At 37.9% G+C, this 18,225-nt stretch carries 22 protein-coding genes; 6 read left to right on the top strand and 16 right to left on the bottom strand.

The window, feature by feature from the left end:
* Positions 1-8: 8 nt before the first annotated feature.
* The 12 genes from B5D82_RS10060 to B5D82_RS10005 all read right to left on the bottom strand — a co-directional run bounded on the left by B5D82_RS10060 (position 9) and on the right by B5D82_RS10005 (position 10,017).
* Positions 9-824, bottom strand: coding sequence for a DUF1365 domain-containing protein (locus tag B5D82_RS10060; protein WP_081151260.1), 816 nt, complete (start codon positions 822-824; stop codon positions 9-11).
* Positions 817-2,100: an NAD(P)/FAD-dependent oxidoreductase gene (locus B5D82_RS10055; RefSeq protein WP_081151259.1), complete on the bottom strand. Its 1,284-nt coding sequence runs from the start codon at positions 2,098-2,100 to the stop codon at positions 817-819. Before B5D82_RS10055 ends, B5D82_RS10060 begins: the two co-directional genes overlap by 8 nt.
* Complete coding sequence (locus B5D82_RS10050; RefSeq protein ID WP_081151258.1) at positions 2,097-2,867, bottom strand: SDR family NAD(P)-dependent oxidoreductase; 771 nt, start codon at positions 2,865-2,867, stop codon at positions 2,097-2,099. The genes B5D82_RS10055 and B5D82_RS10050 overlap by 4 nt, the downstream gene beginning before the upstream one ends.
* Positions 2,864-3,343: a nuclear transport factor 2 family protein gene (locus tag B5D82_RS10045; RefSeq protein WP_081151257.1), complete on the bottom strand. Its 480-nt coding sequence runs from the start codon at positions 3,341-3,343 to the stop codon at positions 2,864-2,866. The genes B5D82_RS10050 and B5D82_RS10045 overlap by 4 nt, the downstream gene beginning before the upstream one ends.
* A 90-nt stretch (positions 3,344-3,433) precedes the next feature.
* Positions 3,434-4,837, bottom strand: coding sequence for a deoxyribodipyrimidine photo-lyase (gene phrB, locus B5D82_RS10040; protein WP_081151255.1), 1,404 nt, complete (start codon positions 4,835-4,837; stop codon positions 3,434-3,436).
* 19 nt (positions 4,838-4,856) lie between these two features.
* On the bottom strand, positions 4,857-5,816 hold the full coding sequence (locus B5D82_RS10035; RefSeq protein WP_081151254.1) for a YbgA family protein: 960 nt from the start codon (positions 5,814-5,816) through the stop codon (positions 4,857-4,859).
* Between the two features lie 11 nt (positions 5,817-5,827).
* On the bottom strand, positions 5,828-6,517 hold the full coding sequence (locus B5D82_RS10030; protein ID WP_081151252.1) for a ChrR family anti-sigma-E factor: 690 nt from the start codon (positions 6,515-6,517) through the stop codon (positions 5,828-5,830).
* Positions 6,510-7,172 carry a sigma-70 family RNA polymerase sigma factor gene (locus tag B5D82_RS10025; protein WP_245807454.1) on the bottom strand — a complete coding sequence of 221 codons (663 nt, stop codon included), beginning with the start codon at positions 7,170-7,172 and terminating at the stop codon, positions 6,510-6,512. The genes B5D82_RS10030 and B5D82_RS10025 overlap by 8 nt, the downstream gene beginning before the upstream one ends.
* Positions 7,173-7,241: 69 nt before the next feature.
* Positions 7,242-7,817: an LON peptidase substrate-binding domain-containing protein gene (locus B5D82_RS10020; protein ID WP_157673871.1), complete on the bottom strand. Its 576-nt coding sequence runs from the start codon at positions 7,815-7,817 to the stop codon at positions 7,242-7,244.
* Between the two features lie 496 nt (positions 7,818-8,313).
* Positions 8,314-8,871, bottom strand: coding sequence for a DUF3833 domain-containing protein (locus B5D82_RS10015; protein WP_081151249.1), 558 nt, complete (start codon positions 8,869-8,871; stop codon positions 8,314-8,316).
* Positions 8,868-9,515 (bottom strand): chalcone isomerase family protein, encoded by a 648-nt coding sequence (locus B5D82_RS10010; RefSeq protein ID WP_081151248.1) that lies wholly within the window; start codon positions 9,513-9,515, stop codon positions 8,868-8,870. Before B5D82_RS10010 ends, B5D82_RS10015 begins: the two co-directional genes overlap by 4 nt.
* On the bottom strand, positions 9,499-10,017 hold the full coding sequence (locus tag B5D82_RS10005) for a DUF2878 domain-containing protein (RefSeq protein WP_081151246.1): 519 nt from the start codon (positions 10,015-10,017) through the stop codon (positions 9,499-9,501). The genes B5D82_RS10010 and B5D82_RS10005 overlap by 17 nt, the downstream gene beginning before the upstream one ends.
* A gap of 133 nt (positions 10,018-10,150) precedes the next feature.
* On the opposite strand from B5D82_RS10005, the gene B5D82_RS10000 reads away from it, so the two are divergent.
* On the top strand, positions 10,151-10,567 hold the full coding sequence (locus B5D82_RS10000; protein WP_081151244.1) for a DUF3429 domain-containing protein: 417 nt from the start codon (positions 10,151-10,153) through the stop codon (positions 10,565-10,567).
* A gap of 262 nt (positions 10,568-10,829) precedes the next feature.
* On the opposite strand, the gene B5D82_RS09995 is transcribed toward B5D82_RS10000, so the two are convergent.
* From B5D82_RS09995 to B5D82_RS09980, 4 genes are all read right to left on the bottom strand, one after another.
* The gene (locus B5D82_RS09995) at positions 10,830-11,045 is read right to left on the bottom strand and encodes a TIGR02450 family Trp-rich protein (protein WP_081151243.1); all 216 of its coding nucleotides are present in this window, start codon (positions 11,043-11,045) and stop codon (positions 10,830-10,832) included.
* Complete coding sequence (locus tag B5D82_RS09990; protein ID WP_245807453.1) at positions 11,042-11,308, bottom strand: DUF3081 family protein; 267 nt, start codon at positions 11,306-11,308, stop codon at positions 11,042-11,044. The genes B5D82_RS09995 and B5D82_RS09990 overlap by 4 nt, the downstream gene beginning before the upstream one ends.
* A complete protein-coding gene (locus tag B5D82_RS09985; RefSeq protein WP_081151241.1) occupies positions 11,308-11,574 on the bottom strand; it encodes a hypothetical protein in 267 nt (88 codons plus the stop codon). The genes B5D82_RS09990 and B5D82_RS09985 overlap by 1 nt, the downstream gene beginning before the upstream one ends.
* A gap of 161 nt (positions 11,575-11,735) precedes the next feature.
* Complete coding sequence (locus tag B5D82_RS09980; protein ID WP_081151239.1) at positions 11,736-12,239, bottom strand: lactoylglutathione lyase family protein; 504 nt, start codon at positions 12,237-12,239, stop codon at positions 11,736-11,738.
* A 94-nt stretch (positions 12,240-12,333) separates the two neighbouring features.
* Here B5D82_RS09980 and B5D82_RS09975 point away from each other — a divergent pair, with 94 nt between their 5' ends.
* The 5 genes from B5D82_RS09975 to B5D82_RS09955 all read left to right on the top strand — a co-directional run bounded on the left by B5D82_RS09975 (position 12,334) and on the right by B5D82_RS09955 (position 18,215).
* Positions 12,334-13,206, top strand: coding sequence for a LysR family transcriptional regulator (locus B5D82_RS09975; RefSeq protein WP_081151237.1), 873 nt, complete (start codon positions 12,334-12,336; stop codon positions 13,204-13,206).
* A gap of 272 nt (positions 13,207-13,478) precedes the next feature.
* On the top strand, positions 13,479-14,360 hold the full coding sequence (locus B5D82_RS09970; RefSeq protein ID WP_081151235.1) for a kinase: 882 nt from the start codon (positions 13,479-13,481) through the stop codon (positions 14,358-14,360).
* Positions 14,357-15,214, top strand: coding sequence for an HAD-IIB family hydrolase (locus B5D82_RS09965; RefSeq protein WP_081151234.1), 858 nt, complete (start codon positions 14,357-14,359; stop codon positions 15,212-15,214). Before B5D82_RS09970 ends, B5D82_RS09965 begins: the two co-directional genes overlap by 4 nt.
* Before the next feature lie 13 nt (positions 15,215-15,227).
* Complete coding sequence (locus B5D82_RS09960) at positions 15,228-16,454, top strand: glycosyltransferase family protein (RefSeq protein ID WP_081151232.1); 1,227 nt, start codon at positions 15,228-15,230, stop codon at positions 16,452-16,454.
* A gap of 15 nt (positions 16,455-16,469) precedes the next feature.
* Positions 16,470-18,215 (top strand): sugar phosphorylase, encoded by a 1,746-nt coding sequence (locus tag B5D82_RS09955; RefSeq protein ID WP_081151230.1) that lies wholly within the window; start codon positions 16,470-16,472, stop codon positions 18,213-18,215.
* The last annotated feature ends 10 nt before the right edge of the window (positions 18,216-18,225 follow it).

Genomic DNA, 18,225 nt, shown 5'->3' with positions numbered 1-18,225 from the left:
CCTGATTTTTATTTCGTTTTTTTACTATTTTGATATCCAACAAATGGTATGCGCTTCAAGAATAACTTCATGGCTTGCCAGTATATGCCCAACACTATTTTTAATGTCATCACAGGTATATTAAGCCAGAGTTGCCATAATGACGCCTGCGTGAATGGCGCTTTGATTAAATTCATTGTTACATCAAAAATTTTTCTGTCTATTTTTATCTTACTGCCGTCATCAACATCCTTACGATGATTTTCTATATGCACCAATAATTGTGAACTATTAACCACTGGCGGTTTAATCAGCCATTTATAGCACATGTTTAAATCCATAAAAGGTGATACATGAAAATCTTTATCCGTAATATGCGACGTTGTGTCTTGGTTGTTACTAGCACTGTGTTCTAACGGTACTAAATAATAATGCCTTTCATTCCATGGCGTATTACTCACTTCAACCAACACTTGGCTACAGTTATCATTAGCGTTATAGCAAAAATAGAAATTTGCGGGACTAAAGTAAAGCCCCAAGCATCTGACCTGAACGAGCATAATAATACGGCTTATATCTTCAGAGCCCGATAACCTTGCTACTTTATTCTTTATACGTTGATTAAGACTTTTGGGTTCACCTTTAAGGTAATCCTTTTCTTTAAACCTCAGCAAGTTGAACCAAGAAAAACCAAAAATTCCTCGCGGGCTTTGCTTGGCTTGCATGTCATCAACATCTAGCGCCAGCATGTATAATTCATAACTAAAACTGTGCGATTTAGGCGTAAATCGTCTGTGCCGTATTTGGCCACGATAAATGCGATTATGCGACGAAGGCTCAACCATTTTTTATTTTCAATTCTGTTTCTTGCAAATAACAATCAAATCGCTGCGCAACGTCTACTGCGCTGCTAACGCCGTCTTCATGAAAACCGCTATACCAATATGCACCAGCAAAATGAGTGTTATTCTGGCCACATATTGTTAAGCGTTGCCGTTGAGCATTAATCGACTTAGTTGAAAACACCGGGTGGTGATAAGTAAACTCACGTAAAATTTTGCTGGGTTCAATATCTTCACGCTGGTTCAAAGTTACGCAAAAGGTATGCTGCGAGCTCAACCCTTGCAGAATATTCATATTATAAGTAACGCTGGCAGGTTTAGTTCTATTAGCACTTAATTGGTAATTCCAACTCGCCCACGCTTTTGCTCTTTTGGGTAATAAATTAATATCAGTATGCAAAACCACTGAGTTTTCGCTATAGGGTATAGCATCCAGTATTTCTTGCTCTTGCTGGCTAGCATCGCCAAGTAACGCTAAAGCTTGATCTGAATGACACGCTAAAACGACTTCATCAAAGGTTTGCACATCGCCATTAGCAAAACTTAGTTGCACCTGGTTATTTTTTCGAGTTATAGCGTTAATATCAGCATTAAGATGAATATTATCAGCAAATGGCTTACACAACGGAGTTAAATAATTTCTTGAACCACCCGGCACAACATACCATTGCGGACGGTCAGCTATATTTAACAAGCCATGATTATGGAAAAATTTAACAAAAAAATGAAATTGAAATTCTTGCATCTGCACCAATGAACTAGACCAAATAGCCGCACCCATAGGTAAAATATAATGCTCTGCGAAGTAGTAACCGAATTTATTTTCTTGTAAAAATTCGCCTAAGGTTAAGCTGTCATTATAGTTTTTCGCATGGTAACTTTGCTTGCACAACTTATTAAATCTAAGAATTTCTTTGACCAACCACCAAAACTTTGGATTGAATATATTACGTCGTTGGGCGAATAACGTGTCCAGGTTATGGCCATTGTATTCCATGCCGGTATCTGAATTATGTACTGAGAAACTCATTTCGGTTTCTTGCTTACCAACGCCAATTTCGTCCAGTAACGCCAAATAGTTAGGGTAGGTTTTATTATTAAAAACAATAAAACCAGTATCAATAGCATATTGCTGACCCGCTAACTCAACATCAACAGTGGCAGTATGCCCACCAATATGGGCCGACTTTTCAAAAACACTGACATGATGCTTTTTCGATAACAAATAAGCGGCAGTTAAACCTGACACGCCTGCACCTACAATGGCAATTCGCTTCATTGCTTATCATTCCTTACATTTTTATTGTTTTTTTCGCTTTTTAAAGCAATGCTCTGCCAAATAAAGTCAGGTAGCAGTGCGAGAAATTTCATTATTAAGGTTAATCTTTTCGGGAAGTGTACATAAGATTTTCGAGCACTAACGCCTTGATAAATACGATTGGCGGCTTGCTCACTGCTGAGTAAAAACGGCATAGGAAAGTCGTTTTTGTCAGTTAGTGGTGTTTTGATAAAACCGGGGTGTACTAGAGTAACCGCTATATTTTCTGCTATTAAATCTAGCCGTAAGCTTTTAGCTAAATAATCTATCCCCGCTTTAGACGCGCCATAAGCTTCGGCTCGCGGAAAAGGTAGGATAGTTGCACTAGAGCTAACGAATACCACCTGTCCTCCGCTAGCTACTTTTGGCAGAAAACTCTCCAGCATATACCCCAAAGACTGCAAGTTTGTAGTAATAACACTGGCAAACAGTGCACCGTCAAATGCTTTAGCGTTATCGATATAACGACAATCGCCTGCATTAAGCATTAAAATATCAATGTGCTTTATTTCATTAAGTTTAATGGCGGCTTTGCAGACTTGTTCGCTATCCGTAATATCAAAAGCAAGTGGGATAACATGGGGATTACCATCCGCTAATTGTTTCAGCTTTTCTTCATTTCGACCACAAGCAATGACCTGATAACCCTTGGAAATATAGCGATGTAATAAAGACTCACCGATACCAGAAGTAGCACCGGTAATGAGTATGGTGCGCTGATGATTCATTCTGTTACTGCCCGACGTTTAAGCCAGCGAATAACACGGCCTAAAAAAGGCAGTTGCTCATACAGCATAGCGCCTAAATCTAGATAATCTCTATGGTAAATAACTTTATCTCCACAGCCTTTAAGATGCGAACTACCTTGAACACTGACGACTTTGCCTGAGTTCAAGCGAGGATGCTGAAAGCTCATCTGCCAATAGATAGCAGCCTCTGAATCTTGCGCGATTACTTGCTCAATAGTAAATTCACAATAACTAAGTTTTTGATAAAGCTCATTGAAGTAATTTTTTAGTTGTTCAAAACTCTCAAGTTGGTGCATAGGGTCGATAAATACTATGTCTTGGTGATAAATGTCAGCTAACAAGTGTAAATTATCAGTTGAGAGCTTTTGGTAAGTCTCGATAAACTTAACCAACCACAGTGAATGTTGTGTCGGATTGTTTAAGTCAGGAGAAATCGTAACCTTTTGATTTGACATAAATACTCTTCATATTTGGCGATATATTCACTCGACTAAAGCCTGCAGAATTTAGCCCTCGAATATCTATATCTCAAAGTCGTTAACTAGCTATCTATAAAAATCTAGTGCCGCTAATCTAGCTGCTTTGTGATCCACTATTGCCGGCCAATAAAGTGATAATTTTTCTTTAGCAATATATTGATGAGGAAAGTGAATTTCTTTATCAGGTAACTGCGCCAGCTCTGGTATAAATTTACGTATAAACTCACCTTTTGGATCAAATCTTTCGCTTTGCCTTATTGGGTTAAATACCCGAAAGTAAGGTTGCGCATCACAACCGGTACTTGCTGCCCACTGCCAGCCACCGTTATTAGCCGCAAGATCGCCGTCAATAAGTTGCTGCATAAAGTATTTTTCTCCCCAGCGCCAATCAATCAGTAAGTGCTTTGTTAAGAAACTCGCTACCACCATACGTAGTCGATTATGCATCCACCCGGTTTGATTAAGTTGCCTCATCGCAGCATCTACCAACGGATAACCAGTTTTACCCTGACACCACTGCGTAAACAGCTCATTATTATTTGGCCAAACAACGCCATGATACTTAGGGTTAAAACATTGATGTTTAGATAAGTTTTGTCGGTGAAAAATTAAATTGCGGTAGAACTCTCGCCAAATCAGTTCATTTAACCAAGTAAACTCCTCACTGTCTGAGGCAACTAAAATGTCAGGAAAACGTTGAATAAATAACAAGAGTAAATAACGAGGGCTAATAGCACCTATTGCTAAATAGGGTGATAAGCCAGACGTAGCTTTAATCGCCGGGAAATCACGTTTTTTGCCATAACTTGCGACTTTATATTCGTAGAAGTCTGGAATAACTTGTTGTTCAACTTGATCAGCTAAAGGCCATGCATCAGATACTCCAGAGCAATTTAATGGCGGCTTAAACGTTAGCTTTACTTCATCACTCTGCTCTTTAGAAACCTTAGGGCTAGGTTTGCCAAGATAAGCAAAACCGTGTTGCTTAACATAGGTTAACCAAGCGCGTTTATAAGGAGTAAATACCTTGTACATCTCGCCAGTTTTGTTTAACACTTTGCCTTTTTTGACAATGACATCACTTTCAAACATACGCAGCGGAATACCTTGTTCAAGACAAGACTTATCCCGTTGTTTTTCATTGAATTCTAGCTCTTGATTAGCGACCACTTCGCTAACATTATGCTGTTGGCAATATTGTTGTAAAAATGAAATTTGCGCCGAAAAGTCATCGCAATGTACAACCTCTAAGGCAATATTTAACGACAGCAACTGCTCAGCAAGCGCATTAACGTGGCGCTTAATAAAATCAATTTTTATTGCAGACCAGTCATGGTCTAACCATTGTTTTTCACTGACAAAAAAAATCGCCTTAGTCGTCTCAGCGTCTTTATTTTGCTCAAGAAAATAATCTAAGGCAGGATTATCGTGAATTCTAATATCGTTGCGAAACCAAAGTAACAAGGACATTCCTTAATAATTAAATGGGTTAATAGCCGTATCTTAGTTTTAAAGACTCAGGGTAAGGATTTAAGTATGCTTGCTGAGCTAAATAAGACTTAGGATGCTCTAATAAGTAATGATTGATCAGGGTCAGTGGCACCATTAACGGCATTAAACCTTCACGATAAGCATCAATTTGTTGTGATAATTCTTTACGTTGATCTTTATTTAAATGCTTAGAAAAATAGCCTTGAATATGAGATAACGTATTGGCATGATTCTTACGCGTTGCGACAAGCTTTAATGCGGTCATTAAACCAGAAATATATTGCTCCGCCATTTCTTCAACAGTAATATCTTCACTAGCCAACAAACGACCTAATTGCTTATATGCAATTAGATCATGGCTCATTAACGTGTACTTATATTGGGCATGGAAACTGGTCAGTTTATGCTTGCTAACACCCGATTCAACGACGGCTTGCCAATGACGATAAGCGAAAACGCGAGCAACAAAGTTTTCTTTAAGAATAGGATCATTCAATCGACCATTCTCTTCACATGGTAATAGTGGATTAGCCTTCATTATTTCTCGTGAAAACACCCCAATACCTTGGGCTTGCAATGGGTCACCCGAAGGTGAGTATACTTTCACGCGCTCCATGCCACAGGTTGGGCTTTTAGCACAGAATACATAGCCGCTAAGATTTTTAGAAATAGACGCTATTTTTTTTCCGTAAGCTTTGATGGCAGTAGTTACATCACCTGAGCCGTCGGGTCTGGAAACTTTTATTATTTGTTCATCTTTAATCAAACGAATAGTAGGCCGAGGGATTGGCATACCCACGGCTACTTCAGGACAATAAGCTTTGTAAGTTACATGTTGCCCTAGCTCTTTGTTGCAGAAGTTAGACGGCTTGTTACTGGCATCAAATCTAACTTTTTCACCGATTAAGCAGGCACTGATACCGATAACAACATCTTCTTTACCAAAATCTTTATACATAGCCACCTCGACTAGTAAATGAAAGCACCAATGGGGTTTAGTAACTTATTTATACCTTGGGTAAAATGTAATGCATCATTGGCTACGGTATAGCAAAGGCAGCCATGTTCAGTGGCGGGCTGATGTTGATGGCGTTTATCAAGCATAATAAAGTCCCCAGCCACATATTCGCCTTGTTCATCAGCAAAAGTACCGGCTAACAAGAGTGTCAGTTCAAAGCCTTTATGGGTGTGCTCAGGTATTGAACCACCAGGGCCGATATGCAATAAATTAGTATGAATTTCGCCTTCACCTAAATTTATCCGAGCGCGAGATAGCTTACCTATTTGAGCCGTTCTTCCTAACTCCATATTTCGTAATGTATTAGGTAAGGTATATTCCATCCCTTTAAAGGTGATTAAACGTTCTTCTGGAATAACTTTTAAAGGTTCAACATCATCAGTAGCGGTAATTTGATCGATAATTTCATCAAAACTCATTTCTGAAACTTCAGGCGAAACTTTATTATCAATAACAACAGATGGTGCTAATAAGTCTTGCTCAAAACTGGTTTCCGCAACTTGTTCGGTTAGTTGCGCTATTTTTTGTTGGCAAAGTTGACACATGTCGGCGTGTATCGCTATGCCCGCGGCAAGCGAAGCAGGTAAGTCACCATCCACAAAACTTTTTAACAACGCAAATGCAGGGTGGTGCTTAATCATGGTCTTCTCCTAATTTCAATTTCAGTTTGCCGAGTGCGAGCCGAAGTCGAGATTTTATTGTGCCAAGTGGTAAATTTAAATGAACCGCAAGCTGCTCTTGTGACATTTCCATGAAGTAAAAGCCTTTCACCACCTGTTGCTGATTCTCTGGCAGAGTTTCAATTATGCCTTTTAAATTACGACTTTGAATGTGGTCGCTAAACACTTCTTCTTCAATGTTGGCAGATTCAGCCAGTGGCCAAATGTCATCACTGAGATTATCTTCTTTGTTAGCTTTCATTTTACGCAACAAATCAAAAGTAACGTTACGCATGATGGTATATACCCAAGTAGTTGCCGCACCTTTACTATCATCAAATAAATGTGCCTTACGCCAGACATTAGTCATGGTCTCTTGTAGCACTTCAGCAGCAAGTGCTTCACTGTTTATTTTACTTTGGGCAATGCGTTTTATTTTAGGTGCGAAAAAACTAAACACTTCAGTAAATGCTTGTTTGTCTCTATCAACAGCTATTGATTTAAGCCATTGACAAAGTTGGGGATGATCGATTTTATTAGTCATGTTACTAGAGGTAGCATTAGTCATACTACTACATGTAGCATCTGTTTTATGACTTGGCAACACTGAATGCACTTCTAAATGTATCGACTGCATAATTTAACCCATTTATTTTACTTATAGCAGCCTATACGGAGCACATACAAGATTAGATCACATTACTGTTTATATTTTATCTTCAGATAAAATAATGCGCTGTAAAAGCTGCTTCGCTTGATTAAAAGAGTCTTTATTAACAAATAAACTTTTTTCCGCAAGCTCGACGGGGATTATTTCTAACCAACGCGCAACCACCCAATCCGCTTGCTCAAAATGCTGTTTTGGATACAGTGCACTTAACTCAGTATTTTCCCTAAAAAGTTTACATAACGACGTAGCTAATTTATCGGTGGTTTGATCCAGGCTGATCTCTGGCCAATGATTTTTAACAGCTACATCGCCATGATGTAAATTATCTTGATCTTGGGTAATAGCTTTAATATCAACTAGGCACTTACAGCGAACATCAATTAATAATATGCCGTCTTCGCCCTGGTCAAAATTAATAATTTCTACCCAACTGCCCACTTGCACGGTATTATTCTTTTCATCATTGTCATGCGTAACGATCACAAAGCCTTTGTTTTTCATTGCTAGCGATACCATTTTTAAATAACGCGCTTCGAAAATACGTAGACGAGTTACTCCTTGCGGCAATAAGAATATCGGTAATGGAAAAATTGGAAGGTTAATAGTCGTCATAAGCAAAAAGTAACTCATGTTAAATGATTGATAGTAGTTATACGTCGCCCAGTTATAAAACGATCATATAAAAGCATTAGAACTACACGGCGAGTCATTAGCTTCTCTAGATAAGTCGCGACACCATTTCACATAAAGAAGTGCTATGTGAAAATACTAAGTGATTTTTTGGACGCAATTTGATCATACTTACGCTGCGTGACATAAATTTGTATTAACGACTATCCCTAAATACACCTACCTCGATTTAACGTCCCTAAAAATCAAAGTATTCACCTTTTTATGCACAATGGTTAAGATACGAAGCTAAAAAATATTAAAAAAAAAGCCTCATAAAGAGGCAATAGAACACACAGCTAGTAATTAATTTTGCGTATATAATCTTTATACGAAATAAAAATAAAAAAGATCAAAAAACTTCAAAAAAAATAATGACTCACACTAAAAGTAATAAAAACCTCAAATTAATCGTTAACATAAATTACCTCATTAACTTTCATGCTCTCGGACAAGTTCTCAACGGTAACTGCTTATCAAAAAATATTGTTAGCTCAGCTACGGTGACACCAAATTTTTGCATTTTTGTTCGATTGAAAACACGATACTCATCTATTTGATACATCCAGTCATCAAGCGACAGCTTTATTACATCGTCATCTATTGGTACAAGTAAGTCATATTGCCATTGGAAAGCAAAGCCCCTTTGCTGCCCTCTAGCATTGCCAACAACATCTTCTGCACCTCCGAGATATTTACCTTGTTTTAGTTTGGTTAGTTGCCAATTTCGATACGTAACTTCTCCATCATCAAAGTAAAACACCTCTTTTAACAAGCCTTCATCGTCTTGCCATTGACCATCAAGCTCGACACAGAAGCGACGCGTAACTTTACTGCTGTAATCTTGTACCATACCCCAAGCAATCAATTTCCCTGAGAAGTATTGTTGAATATCAAGCTGAGGAGATGTCGCTTGATAATCTTCTAACGGCGTTGTACAGCTTGAAAGTGTAAAGGCTAAGCAAAAAATTACCGCCAATTTCAGATTTTGTTTCATATACTATTTCCTAGTAGCTTTAGTCGTAATTTAGGCTCACTGGTGTTTTCATCTAACCAAATACCCAGAAATGTCTCAGCAAAAGTTAAACTTTGGATTTCACCTATGTTTTTACCATTCAAATAAAATAGAGTTTTATCCTTTTGGTTTAGCATTGATAAGCGATCGCCAGCGTTAATATCTAGCCAAATCTTCTCTAGTAAAGGCAGAAAAGTTAAATATTCATTTTCATTTAGCGATAAATGTCGCCATTGGGCAGCTGTATTATCTAATAAGTCTTGCTTACTGATATCACGTAAGTATTGAATTTCGAACAATGAATGCTGACATACATGACTAAAAGGTACTTGACCATCGGTGGTTAATAATGAACTTTCATAAATATCCCAAAACAGCACTGATAATTTAGCTTTGCCCAATAGCGTAAAGTGCTGCTGGGTAATTACTTCTGTTAAGTCGCTAACTATAAGAGCATCTAGCTCAGTCTCTGGACAATTTAACGGCCCTATTTTCCTGAGGTTATTTGGCTCACTTAAGTTATTACTTTTGAAAGCGCTATCACCAACCTCATATCCTTGAGCATTGGCAGAAAATAAGCAGAGTAATATCGCAAGTCTATAAATGACATTAAAGCGAGCTAACATGGCATTTATCCTCAACTTGTAACCAGTGACTTAAGCCAAAAAAAACTAACATTAATGGCCCCCATAAACCGGCAAGTAACAGATAACTCAAACCCCAAGATGGCACTAAATAGAGCACTGATAATTTCGCGCCCGCAAGATAACTTAATGGGGCAAATATCGCTCCAATAAAAAATTGCATTATTTTCGAATTTGCCAAGAACGCTAAACTATGTCGAATGGTTCCAGCAAACACAATCCAAAGCGTTATCAGCCAAAAAGGAATACCATCGGTGTCTGGGAAAATAAAAACACCTGTAGAAATTAAAGCGAAGTCTAACCAAATACCTATAGTTGCAACTAAGCAAATTAAGATAATTTCGTTTTTAGTGGTTTGAAAGAACCAAAGCTGGGCACCGAGTAAAATAGCGGCAATGGGAATAAATAAATTGCCAATAAATACCAGGCCAAACCAAGCAACATTGAACATGACCAAATTCCATAAGGTATATTTCACTTTCATAATAAAGCCCTTTTACCATCTTAATTTATTGATACGTAATAAAACGAAAATAAGATTAGTCTAATAAGCTTTTTATGATCTTAACGCCCTTGATTTGCGTATATTAATTAACCAGCATTGATAAGGATTTACTATGCAAACGAAACAATATTTAGGATATCTGGGATTATCGCCCTTCTTACTGACATTCGCTTACGAAGCATTCAGTGTAGAATTATTTAATACCTCAGCAGTGCAATTATTTATATTTTACAGCGCTATCATTCTTAGTTTTATTGCAGGTACGCTATGGCGAAAACACAATGATAAGCGAAGTATTCAACTGCAGCTTTGTAGCAATGCCTTTAGTTTACTGGCTTTTTTAACTTTACTGTTACCACACTATATTGCACTTGTAGCACTGGCTAAATTTTACCTCTTAATTTTACTTTGTGAGTATCACTTTGATCATGTTGAACCTGAACAACAGGATTATTTACAGATGCGTCTATATCTCACAGCACTTGTGGTATTAATGCACATTATTGCTTTTATCGTTTGGTGTACTTAGCTGTACTGGCAAGGAAGGTAAATTCAAAGCAGAAATTGTTCGGTAAATATAGGTAACTTAAAAATTGAAATTACAAAAAAATGATAAATTGAAAAAATATGTGCTGTCTATCTTAAGGTCTTAATCAAGGGATTATCGCATTTAAGCATAAAGATGTAGTAAATTATCAGCTGCAAAAAGATAAGCCTGGTAGGTAGAGCTTATTTATTTCAAAAATCTATCGAGCAAAGTCCCTCGCCCCAAATACGCCGTATGCTAAAATTTATTGCCAGCCAAAGCGCCAAAGTTTAGGCTCCTTTAAATCTCGCCAGTTTATCGCATATTCATTATTATTAATCACCGCGGTAATTAAACATTCTATAACATTTTTCTGTTCATCAAATTCCACCTGAGTAATAACAAAGTGTTTTTCTCGGTTTTCAATACTCAGCTTCGTCCACTTACTCTGTAGTAGTACTTTAGGGTTTACTTTGTTCATAGCTCTGCAACCAAGAGTTTATTTACCTTAGATAAGAATAAGTCCATGGTTTCTTGTTGTTGAAAGTCAAAGGTATAACGACCATGAAACAACAAAGTTAAGGTTAAATCTTTGTAGCCTAAAAAGCAGGTATAACCATCAAAATCGTGCCAAGCTTTTATGCCTTGAAATTCATAGTTACCCTCAGTTTTACTGCCTTTGGTAGTCACTAAATTAAACACCTGTAATAAATCACTTAAAGCGACATTATTATTTTTCATCATTAGCATAATATCCTTTGACGGTGACGGCTACTGTTTGATCCGCCACACATTTCATCATAATCACTGTCTAGGTCAAGCATTGCAGAAAAAATATTGTTACCACGCAAATAGGCTTTTGCTTCAACTATCGAACCAACAACTTCAGCCGAGCCGAGATTTAAGCCACAAAAGTTATTATTTGAATCAACGACACCGACGAAGTAATCATTTGAATTGGCAACGGCAATAATCATTGCGTTTGAACAAGTTGTTGAGCTTGATTGCATAGTAACCTTCCTGGCTTATTTTTATATAAATTTATTTTATCTATTAAGAATATATACGGTTTAATGAGCAGGAAAGTTCATTACTATTACAACTAAATAACAAGCGGGCTAATTCATTAACCCGCTTGGTTTTACTCTCATTGGAACGTGATTGCAGAGTTTTATTGATAAGCGCCTTGGGCATAAGTTAATTCATAACTATGACTATAAATTTCTAGGATATTACCAAACGGGTCTTCCATGTAAATCATACGGTAAGGTTTTTCACCAGGGTAATAGTAACGAGGCTCTGCCATACGCTTTTTACCGCCAGCAGCGACAATTTTTTCCACCAATTCTTCAAGGTTTGGATCTTGCACGCAAAAGTGAAAGACGCCGGTTTTCCAGTATTCAAAATTATTCTCAGGGTTTTGCTGATTTTTAAATTCAAACAACTCTACACCAATACGGTCGCCTGTCGACATATGGGCAATTTTGAATTTTTCCCAATTAGCACCGAATACATCAGTACACATCAGCCCTATAGCACTGTCGTCTTCAACAACTTCTGTTGGCTCCATAATTAAATACCAACCTAAAACTTCAGTATAAAATTTTACAGCCAGTTCGACGCTTGGTACTGAAATACCAATATGTGAAAATGTTCTTGGATATGCTTTGCTCATGTTAATAACCTCTTTTAATTTGATGGACAAAGTATAGGTAATATTATAAATTATGAAAAATTATCATTACTTATACTCATGAGTACGTTTTGTTATGATTAATCTTGTTTGGTTAAGAACATTCTGCACATTAGTTGAGGTTGGCCACTTCACCAAAACTGCCGACTTGCTTTTTATGACCCAATCTGGGGTCAGTCAACAGATAAAAAAACTTGAACAGCAACTAAACACGCCATTGCTGATCCGCGAGGGTAAGTCTTTTTCCCTCACCGACGCAGGTATTAAATTGAATCAACAGGGGCAAAGTTTATTACAGAGTTCAGCTGAGTTAGAAAAATCAATCAAACAAGATGATCCGTATACTGGCACGGTAAAAATTGCCTCGCCGGGCAGTATTGGTTTAAAGTTATATCCATATATGCTCGATATACAGCAACAACACACCCAATTAGCTATAGACTACAGGTTTGCTCCTAATAAAAATATTGAGCAAGACTTAGCTGATCGTAAAATTGATATTGGCTTGGTCACTGAACTGAGTAAAGCAGAAAATATTGTTAGCCAAAAAGTTGCCGTTGAGCCGCTGGTGTTGGTAACTTCCAATAATGTCACGAATATATCTTGGCAACAACTGACAAAAATCGGCTTTATAGGGCATCCTGATGGCCAGCATCATGCAAAGCTGTTACTCAGTAAAAACTATCCTCAGTTTGACCATATTAACCAACTTGAGCACCGAGGTTTTTCAAATCAAATTAGCTTAATTCTTAAACCCGTTAGTCGTGGGCTTGGTTTTACCGTGCTACCTTTGCATGCTGCCAATGCCTTTAGTAACCCCGAGGAGTTAAAGGTACATTTATTAGAACACTCGGTGAATGAAACACTGTATTTATGTCAGAACCGCCACTCGCTAGAAAACAACCGCAGTAAGTTTATTAAAAAGACCATTATAGATTTCATTGGTTAAAGTGCATCATTTACATTACGCTGCTTAACTCCATTTTATTCTGCCTCGTCTATTAGCACTCTCCCAACATAAGTACATAGATTAATTGCACCAATATAGAACAATTAGTTTCTATGGTGCACGTCAGGCCTGCTTAAAATTTTCCAGTGAACCTACAAAAACAATAAAAACCTATTATTTTACAGCACTCTACACTAAAGCCTTACACATTAAAGATAGTGGCATAAGAGTTGAAGGTATAAAGATATGAATATTTAGCTAGGGTGAAATTTATGCTTTCTACTTTTATAAAACAACACAAACTACCTGAAAAATTTAGACAAACAGCGAAAGACTACTACCAACCTCTTGCCGAGCGAATATTTAGCCAGTTTACAAAAAGTAGCAATGCATACTTTGTTGGTATTAATGGCTGCCAAGGCAGTGGTAAATCAACACTCACCGATTTTATTGCCGAATATCTGACAAAAACACATCAATTAAATATTGTTGTAATGTCGTTAGATGACTTCTACTTCACAGGCGAAAAACGCCAGCAATTAGCACATGACATACACCCATTATTAGCGACTCGTGGTGTGCCTGGTACTCATGACATGAAGATGCTGGAGGATGTATTAAAAAAGTTAAAAGCGAAACAAAACGGCTTTTCTATTCCAAGATTTAACAAAGCAACTGACGAACCTTTCCCTGAAGAACAATGGCAAGCAGTTGAACACCCGATAGATATTATTTTATTAGAAGGATGGTGCTGGGGTGTGAAACCACAAACAGACGAACAATTAAAAGCCCCAGTCAATGAACTTGAACTTAAGCACGATGCTAACGGTGACTGGCGCTGTTATGTCAATGAGCAGCTAAAACTTAACTACCAACCCTTATATGAACAGATGGATTTCTGGTTAGCGTTGCAGGCGCCTTCATTCGATTGCGTATACAAATGGCGTTTGGAGCAAGAACAAAAATTGAAGGACAGAAATATCGATTTAGCGAATTCAAAAATAATGAAATCTGCTGGCATTCTAAATTTCACGCAATATTTTCAGCGACTAAGCGTGCAAGCATGTAATACCATTTCGCAGTCTGCTGACGCTATTTTTTATCTAGATTACGCTAGAAACATTACACACATGCCGATAGTTGAAAATGTATGACTACTAAAAAAGCCATTATATTCAGTGACCTAGACGGCACACTACTTGACCATTATAGTTATCAATCAACGGCAGCTGAGCTAACACTGCAACAATTACGCAATGCCAACATTCCGGTGATTTTAAATACCAGTAAAACATTTGCTGAACTTGAAGTGATTCATGCCGAACTCAAACTTGATACACCATTTATTATCGAGAATGGCGCGGCTATATTCATCCCAATCAACACCTTTAATTCACAGCCCGAAGATACCGAAATTATCGGTAACTATTGGGTTAAATCGTTCAGTTTACCCAGACAGCATTGGCTAAATTTACTCTCTGAGCTTAGTGCTGAATTTAGTCAGTTTTATCGAGGATTTTCATCGTTATCAGTCGCAGAGTTAAGCGACATAACCGGTTTAGATTTAGCACAAGCTGAACGGGCTAAGCAGCGACAATACGGTGAACCAATACAATGGTTGGGTGATAAGGTAACAAAAAAAGCCTTTATTGAGCAGTTAGTTGAATTAGGCGCCAGCGTTGTTCATGGCGGAAGATTTATCCATATTGAAGGCTTTTGTGACAAAGGCCAAGCACTTATTTGGTTAACCGAACAATATCGAGAATATTACAATAGCAGTTCGGTCTACACCATTGCCTTAGGTGACGGTGAAAATGACACCCCCATGTTAGAAGCGGCAGACATAGCGGTGCAAATACGCTCACCCGTTCATGATTTTCCCACATTGTATCGACAATATAAAACTAGCCAAAGCCGATTATATGGACCACAAGGCTGGGCAGAATCAATACAGCAACTCCTGGCTGAGCAACTACTCGCTGCACAACAAGGTTCACACTCAATTTAATCAGAGGTATATCATGGCTGACTTTTATCAAAATGGAACTGTTACCACGTTACATAACTTAGCTCAACGCGAGCCAGAAAATATGGCTGCTGAATTATTAGAGTTCTCAAAAAAACGTTCGTTGGGGCTGATTTTACCTTCGCTATTTTCCGAATTAGAAGGTAAAGCTTTACCTGATATTATTAATAAAATTAAAGACGTTAAGTATTTGTCTGAAATTGTTATCGGCTTAGATCGCGCTGATTTAGCACAATACAAACACGCGTTATCATTTTTTGGCCAATTACCTCAACACCACCGTGTGTTATGGAATGACGGTCCGAGATTACAAGCAATTGATGCGAAATTACAGGCGCTAGGTTTAGCACCAAAAGAACTCGGTAAAGGACGTAATGTTTGGTATTGCATGGGTTATATTTTAGCGTCAGGTAAAACAGAATCAATTGCCTTGCATGACTGTGACATTTTAACTTATGAGCGTGAGTTACTTGACCGACTGCTCTACCCTGTTGCAAACCCACTCTTTAATTATGAATTTGCCAAGGGTTTTTATGCTCGTGTTGCGGGTGGAAAAATTAATGGCCGAGTGTCTCGTTTGTTGGTTACCCCGTTGATCAAAGCGTTGAAAAAAACCGTTGGTCATTGCGACTATCTTGAGTATATGGACAGTTTCTTGTATCCCTTAGCCGGCGAATTCTCTTTTCGCAGAGATGTTTTAAGTGATATTCGTATCCCAAGTGATTGGGGCTTAGAAATAGGCGTATTATCTGAAATGTATCGTAACTATTCCCCAAACCGTCTATGTCAGGTTGATATTGCTGCCACTTACGACCATAAACATCAGGATTTATCTTTAGATAATACGGCTGGCGGTCTGTCAAAAATGTCGATTGATATCAGCAAAGCCTTTATTCGTAAGCTCGCTACACAAGGTGAAACGTTTAGCGCTGAAAAATTTAGAACATTAAAAGCTACTTATTATCGTATCGCTTTAGATTATGTTGAAACCTATCGAAATGACGCCATGATGAATGGCCTTGCACTTGATATTCATAATGAAGAGAAAGCGGTAGAAATGTTCGCGCAAAATATTCTTACTGCAGGTAACACCTTTTTAGAAAACCCAATGGAGACGCCATTTATTCCTTCTTGGAATCGAGTTGTCAGTGCTATTCCTGATATTTTATCGCAACTAAAAGAAGCTGTAGAACTAGATAACCAAGAATTTAATCAAATATAAAGGATATTATCGATTATGTCGGCGCACATTGAACCGTTAAAAAACAAGTTAATTCAACAACTTTCGACTATTTATGAAAATATCATACTTAAGCAGTCAACGGATGAAATTGCTGAAACACTCATTGATATTATGCGACTAACTGATGATATAACACCACCACAACCTTTTACTAATCATTGGTCAGAAACTGACATTGTATTAATTACTTACGGTGATAGCATCATTAAAGCAGGCCAAAAACCGTTACAGACTTTAAAGGGGTTTTTAGATAACCATCTGAAAGACACTATTAATAGTGTCCACATTTTGCCTTTTTTCCCGTACAGCTCTGATGATGGCTTTTCGGTTATTGATTACTCTTCGGTCAATGAGTCATTAGGCTCTTGGCAAGATATTACTGAAATAAGTCAACATTATCAGTTGATGTCAGATTTGGTGATTAATCATTGTTCAAGCCGAAGTGCATGGTTCGATAACTTTATAAAAGGCGAAGGACCAGGGCATGATTTTTTCTTTACCGCACAACTAGACGATGACTTATCAACCGTTGTTCGACCAAGAACATCACCATTATTAAAAGCGGTGGCGACCGGGAAAGGGCAAAAATTTGTGTGGTGTACCTTTAGCCATGATCAAGTCGACTTTGACTTTCGCAACCCCGCAGTATTAATAGCCTTTGCATCCATCATTCGACAATACCTTGATAGCGGGGTAAAAATTTTTAGGTTTGATGCCATTGCCTTTTTATGGAAAATTGTCGGTCGTGACTGTATTAATTTACCTCAAACTCATGAAGTTGTAAGGTTATTGCGAACATTAATCGAGTCTGCAGACCCGAAAGCTATCATCATTACCGAAACTAATGTCCCTAATACCCAAAACTTGACCTACTTTGGTAACGCCAATGAAGCACATGGCATTTATAACTTTTCACTGCCGCCTTTGTTAATAAACACCCTACTAACCGGGAATTGTACACATTTAAAACGCTGGCTTATGAGCATGCCACCTTCGCAAGACGGCACCATGTACTTTAACTTTATTGCTTCACACGACGGCATTGGTTTACGCCCCGCGGAAGGGTTATTAAGTCATACTGAGCTTGATAGCTTAGTTCAAACCATCGAAAGTTTTGGGGGCAAAATTTCATGGCGAACAACAGACAATGGCGAGCAAAAAGCGTATGAAATGAATATTGCGCTATACGATGCCTTACAAGGTACTGTAGCAGGTAAAGATCAGTGGAATTTTGAACGTTTTATTTGTGCACATGCCATTATGTTTGCGCTAGAGGGAGTCCCCGGAGTTTATATTCACAGCATGCTAGGAACACAAAACGATTATAATAAACTCGCAAACACCCATAATAACCGCGCTATCAATCGACATCGTTGGGATGAAGACGAACTTGAAACAGCGTTGGCAGATAGTAGTTTGCATCATGAGAAAGTGCTTACTACTTTAAAATCATTATTAAATACTCGCATTAAGCAGCGGGCATTTCACCCTAATGCGACTCAATTTACGCTACATTTAGGCTTACAGTTATTTGGCTTCTGGCGACAAAGCCAGAATAGAAAACAAAGTATATTTTGTGTCAGTAATATATCAGATAAGCCAGTGGCATTACCTTTAAGTGAACTCAATTTAATTGTTACACAAGCATGGGTAGAATTGATTAGTGGGGATCAGATATACGGATTAACGCAAGAAATCATGTTATCTCCTTACCAAACTGTGTGGATATCAAATGTGTAAAACGTTAAAA

The organism is Cognaticolwellia beringensis, from assembly GCF_002076895.1.
GTDB classification, from domain to species: Bacteria; Pseudomonadota; Gammaproteobacteria; order Enterobacterales; family Alteromonadaceae; genus Cognaticolwellia; species Cognaticolwellia beringensis.
Note: the sequence above shows the minus strand (reverse complement) of the source record. Positions and strands in the feature narration are given on the sequence as shown.

Coding starts and splice junctions, on each gene's coding strand:
- B5D82_RS10060 (WP_081151260.1), bottom strand. CDS start 824: ATGGTTGAGCCTTCGTCGCATAATCGCATTTATCGTGGCCAAATACGG.
- B5D82_RS10055 (WP_081151259.1), bottom strand. CDS start 2,100: ATGAAGCGAATTGCCATTGTAGGTGCAGGCGTGTCAGGTTTAACTGCC.
- B5D82_RS10050 (WP_081151258.1), bottom strand. CDS start 2,867: ATGAATCATCAGCGCACCATACTCATTACCGGTGCTACTTCTGGTATC.
- B5D82_RS10045 (WP_081151257.1), bottom strand. CDS start 3,343: ATGTCAAATCAAAAGGTTACGATTTCTCCTGACTTAAACAATCCGACA.
- phrB (WP_081151255.1), bottom strand. CDS start 4,837: ATGTCCTTGTTACTTTGGTTTCGCAACGATATTAGAATTCACGATAAT.
- B5D82_RS10035 (WP_081151254.1), bottom strand. CDS start 5,816: ATGTATAAAGATTTTGGTAAAGAAGATGTTGTTATCGGTATCAGTGCC.
- B5D82_RS10030 (WP_081151252.1), bottom strand. CDS start 6,517: ATGATTAAGCACCACCCTGCATTTGCGTTGTTAAAAAGTTTTGTGGAT.
- B5D82_RS10025 (WP_245807454.1), bottom strand. CDS start 7,172: ATGCAGTCGATACATTTAGAAGTGCATTCAGTGTTGCCAAGTCATAAA.
- B5D82_RS10020 (WP_157673871.1), bottom strand. CDS start 7,817: ATGACGACTATTAACCTTCCAATTTTTCCATTACCGATATTCTTATTG.
- B5D82_RS10015 (WP_081151249.1), bottom strand. CDS start 8,871: ATGAAACAAAATCTGAAATTGGCGGTAATTTTTTGCTTAGCCTTTACA.
- B5D82_RS10010 (WP_081151248.1), bottom strand. CDS start 9,515: ATGTTAGCTCGCTTTAATGTCATTTATAGACTTGCGATATTACTCTGC.
- B5D82_RS10005 (WP_081151246.1), bottom strand. CDS start 10,017: ATGAAAGTGAAATATACCTTATGGAATTTGGTCATGTTCAATGTTGCT.
- B5D82_RS10000 (WP_081151244.1), top strand. CDS start 10,151: ATGCAAACGAAACAATATTTAGGATATCTGGGATTATCGCCCTTCTTA.
- B5D82_RS09995 (WP_081151243.1), bottom strand. CDS start 11,045: ATGAACAAAGTAAACCCTAAAGTACTACTACAGAGTAAGTGGACGAAG.
- B5D82_RS09990 (WP_245807453.1), bottom strand. CDS start 11,308: ATGATGAAAAATAATAATGTCGCTTTAAGTGATTTATTACAGGTGTTT.
- B5D82_RS09985 (WP_081151241.1), bottom strand. CDS start 11,574: ATGCAATCAAGCTCAACAACTTGTTCAAACGCAATGATTATTGCCGTT.
- B5D82_RS09980 (WP_081151239.1), bottom strand. CDS start 12,239: ATGAGCAAAGCATATCCAAGAACATTTTCACATATTGGTATTTCAGTA.
- B5D82_RS09975 (WP_081151237.1), top strand. CDS start 12,334: ATGATTAATCTTGTTTGGTTAAGAACATTCTGCACATTAGTTGAGGTT.
- B5D82_RS09970 (WP_081151235.1), top strand. CDS start 13,479: ATGCTTTCTACTTTTATAAAACAACACAAACTACCTGAAAAATTTAGA.
- B5D82_RS09965 (WP_081151234.1), top strand. CDS start 14,357: ATGACTACTAAAAAAGCCATTATATTCAGTGACCTAGACGGCACACTA.
- B5D82_RS09960 (WP_081151232.1), top strand. CDS start 15,228: ATGGCTGACTTTTATCAAAATGGAACTGTTACCACGTTACATAACTTA.
- B5D82_RS09955 (WP_081151230.1), top strand. CDS start 16,470: ATGTCGGCGCACATTGAACCGTTAAAAAACAAGTTAATTCAACAACTT.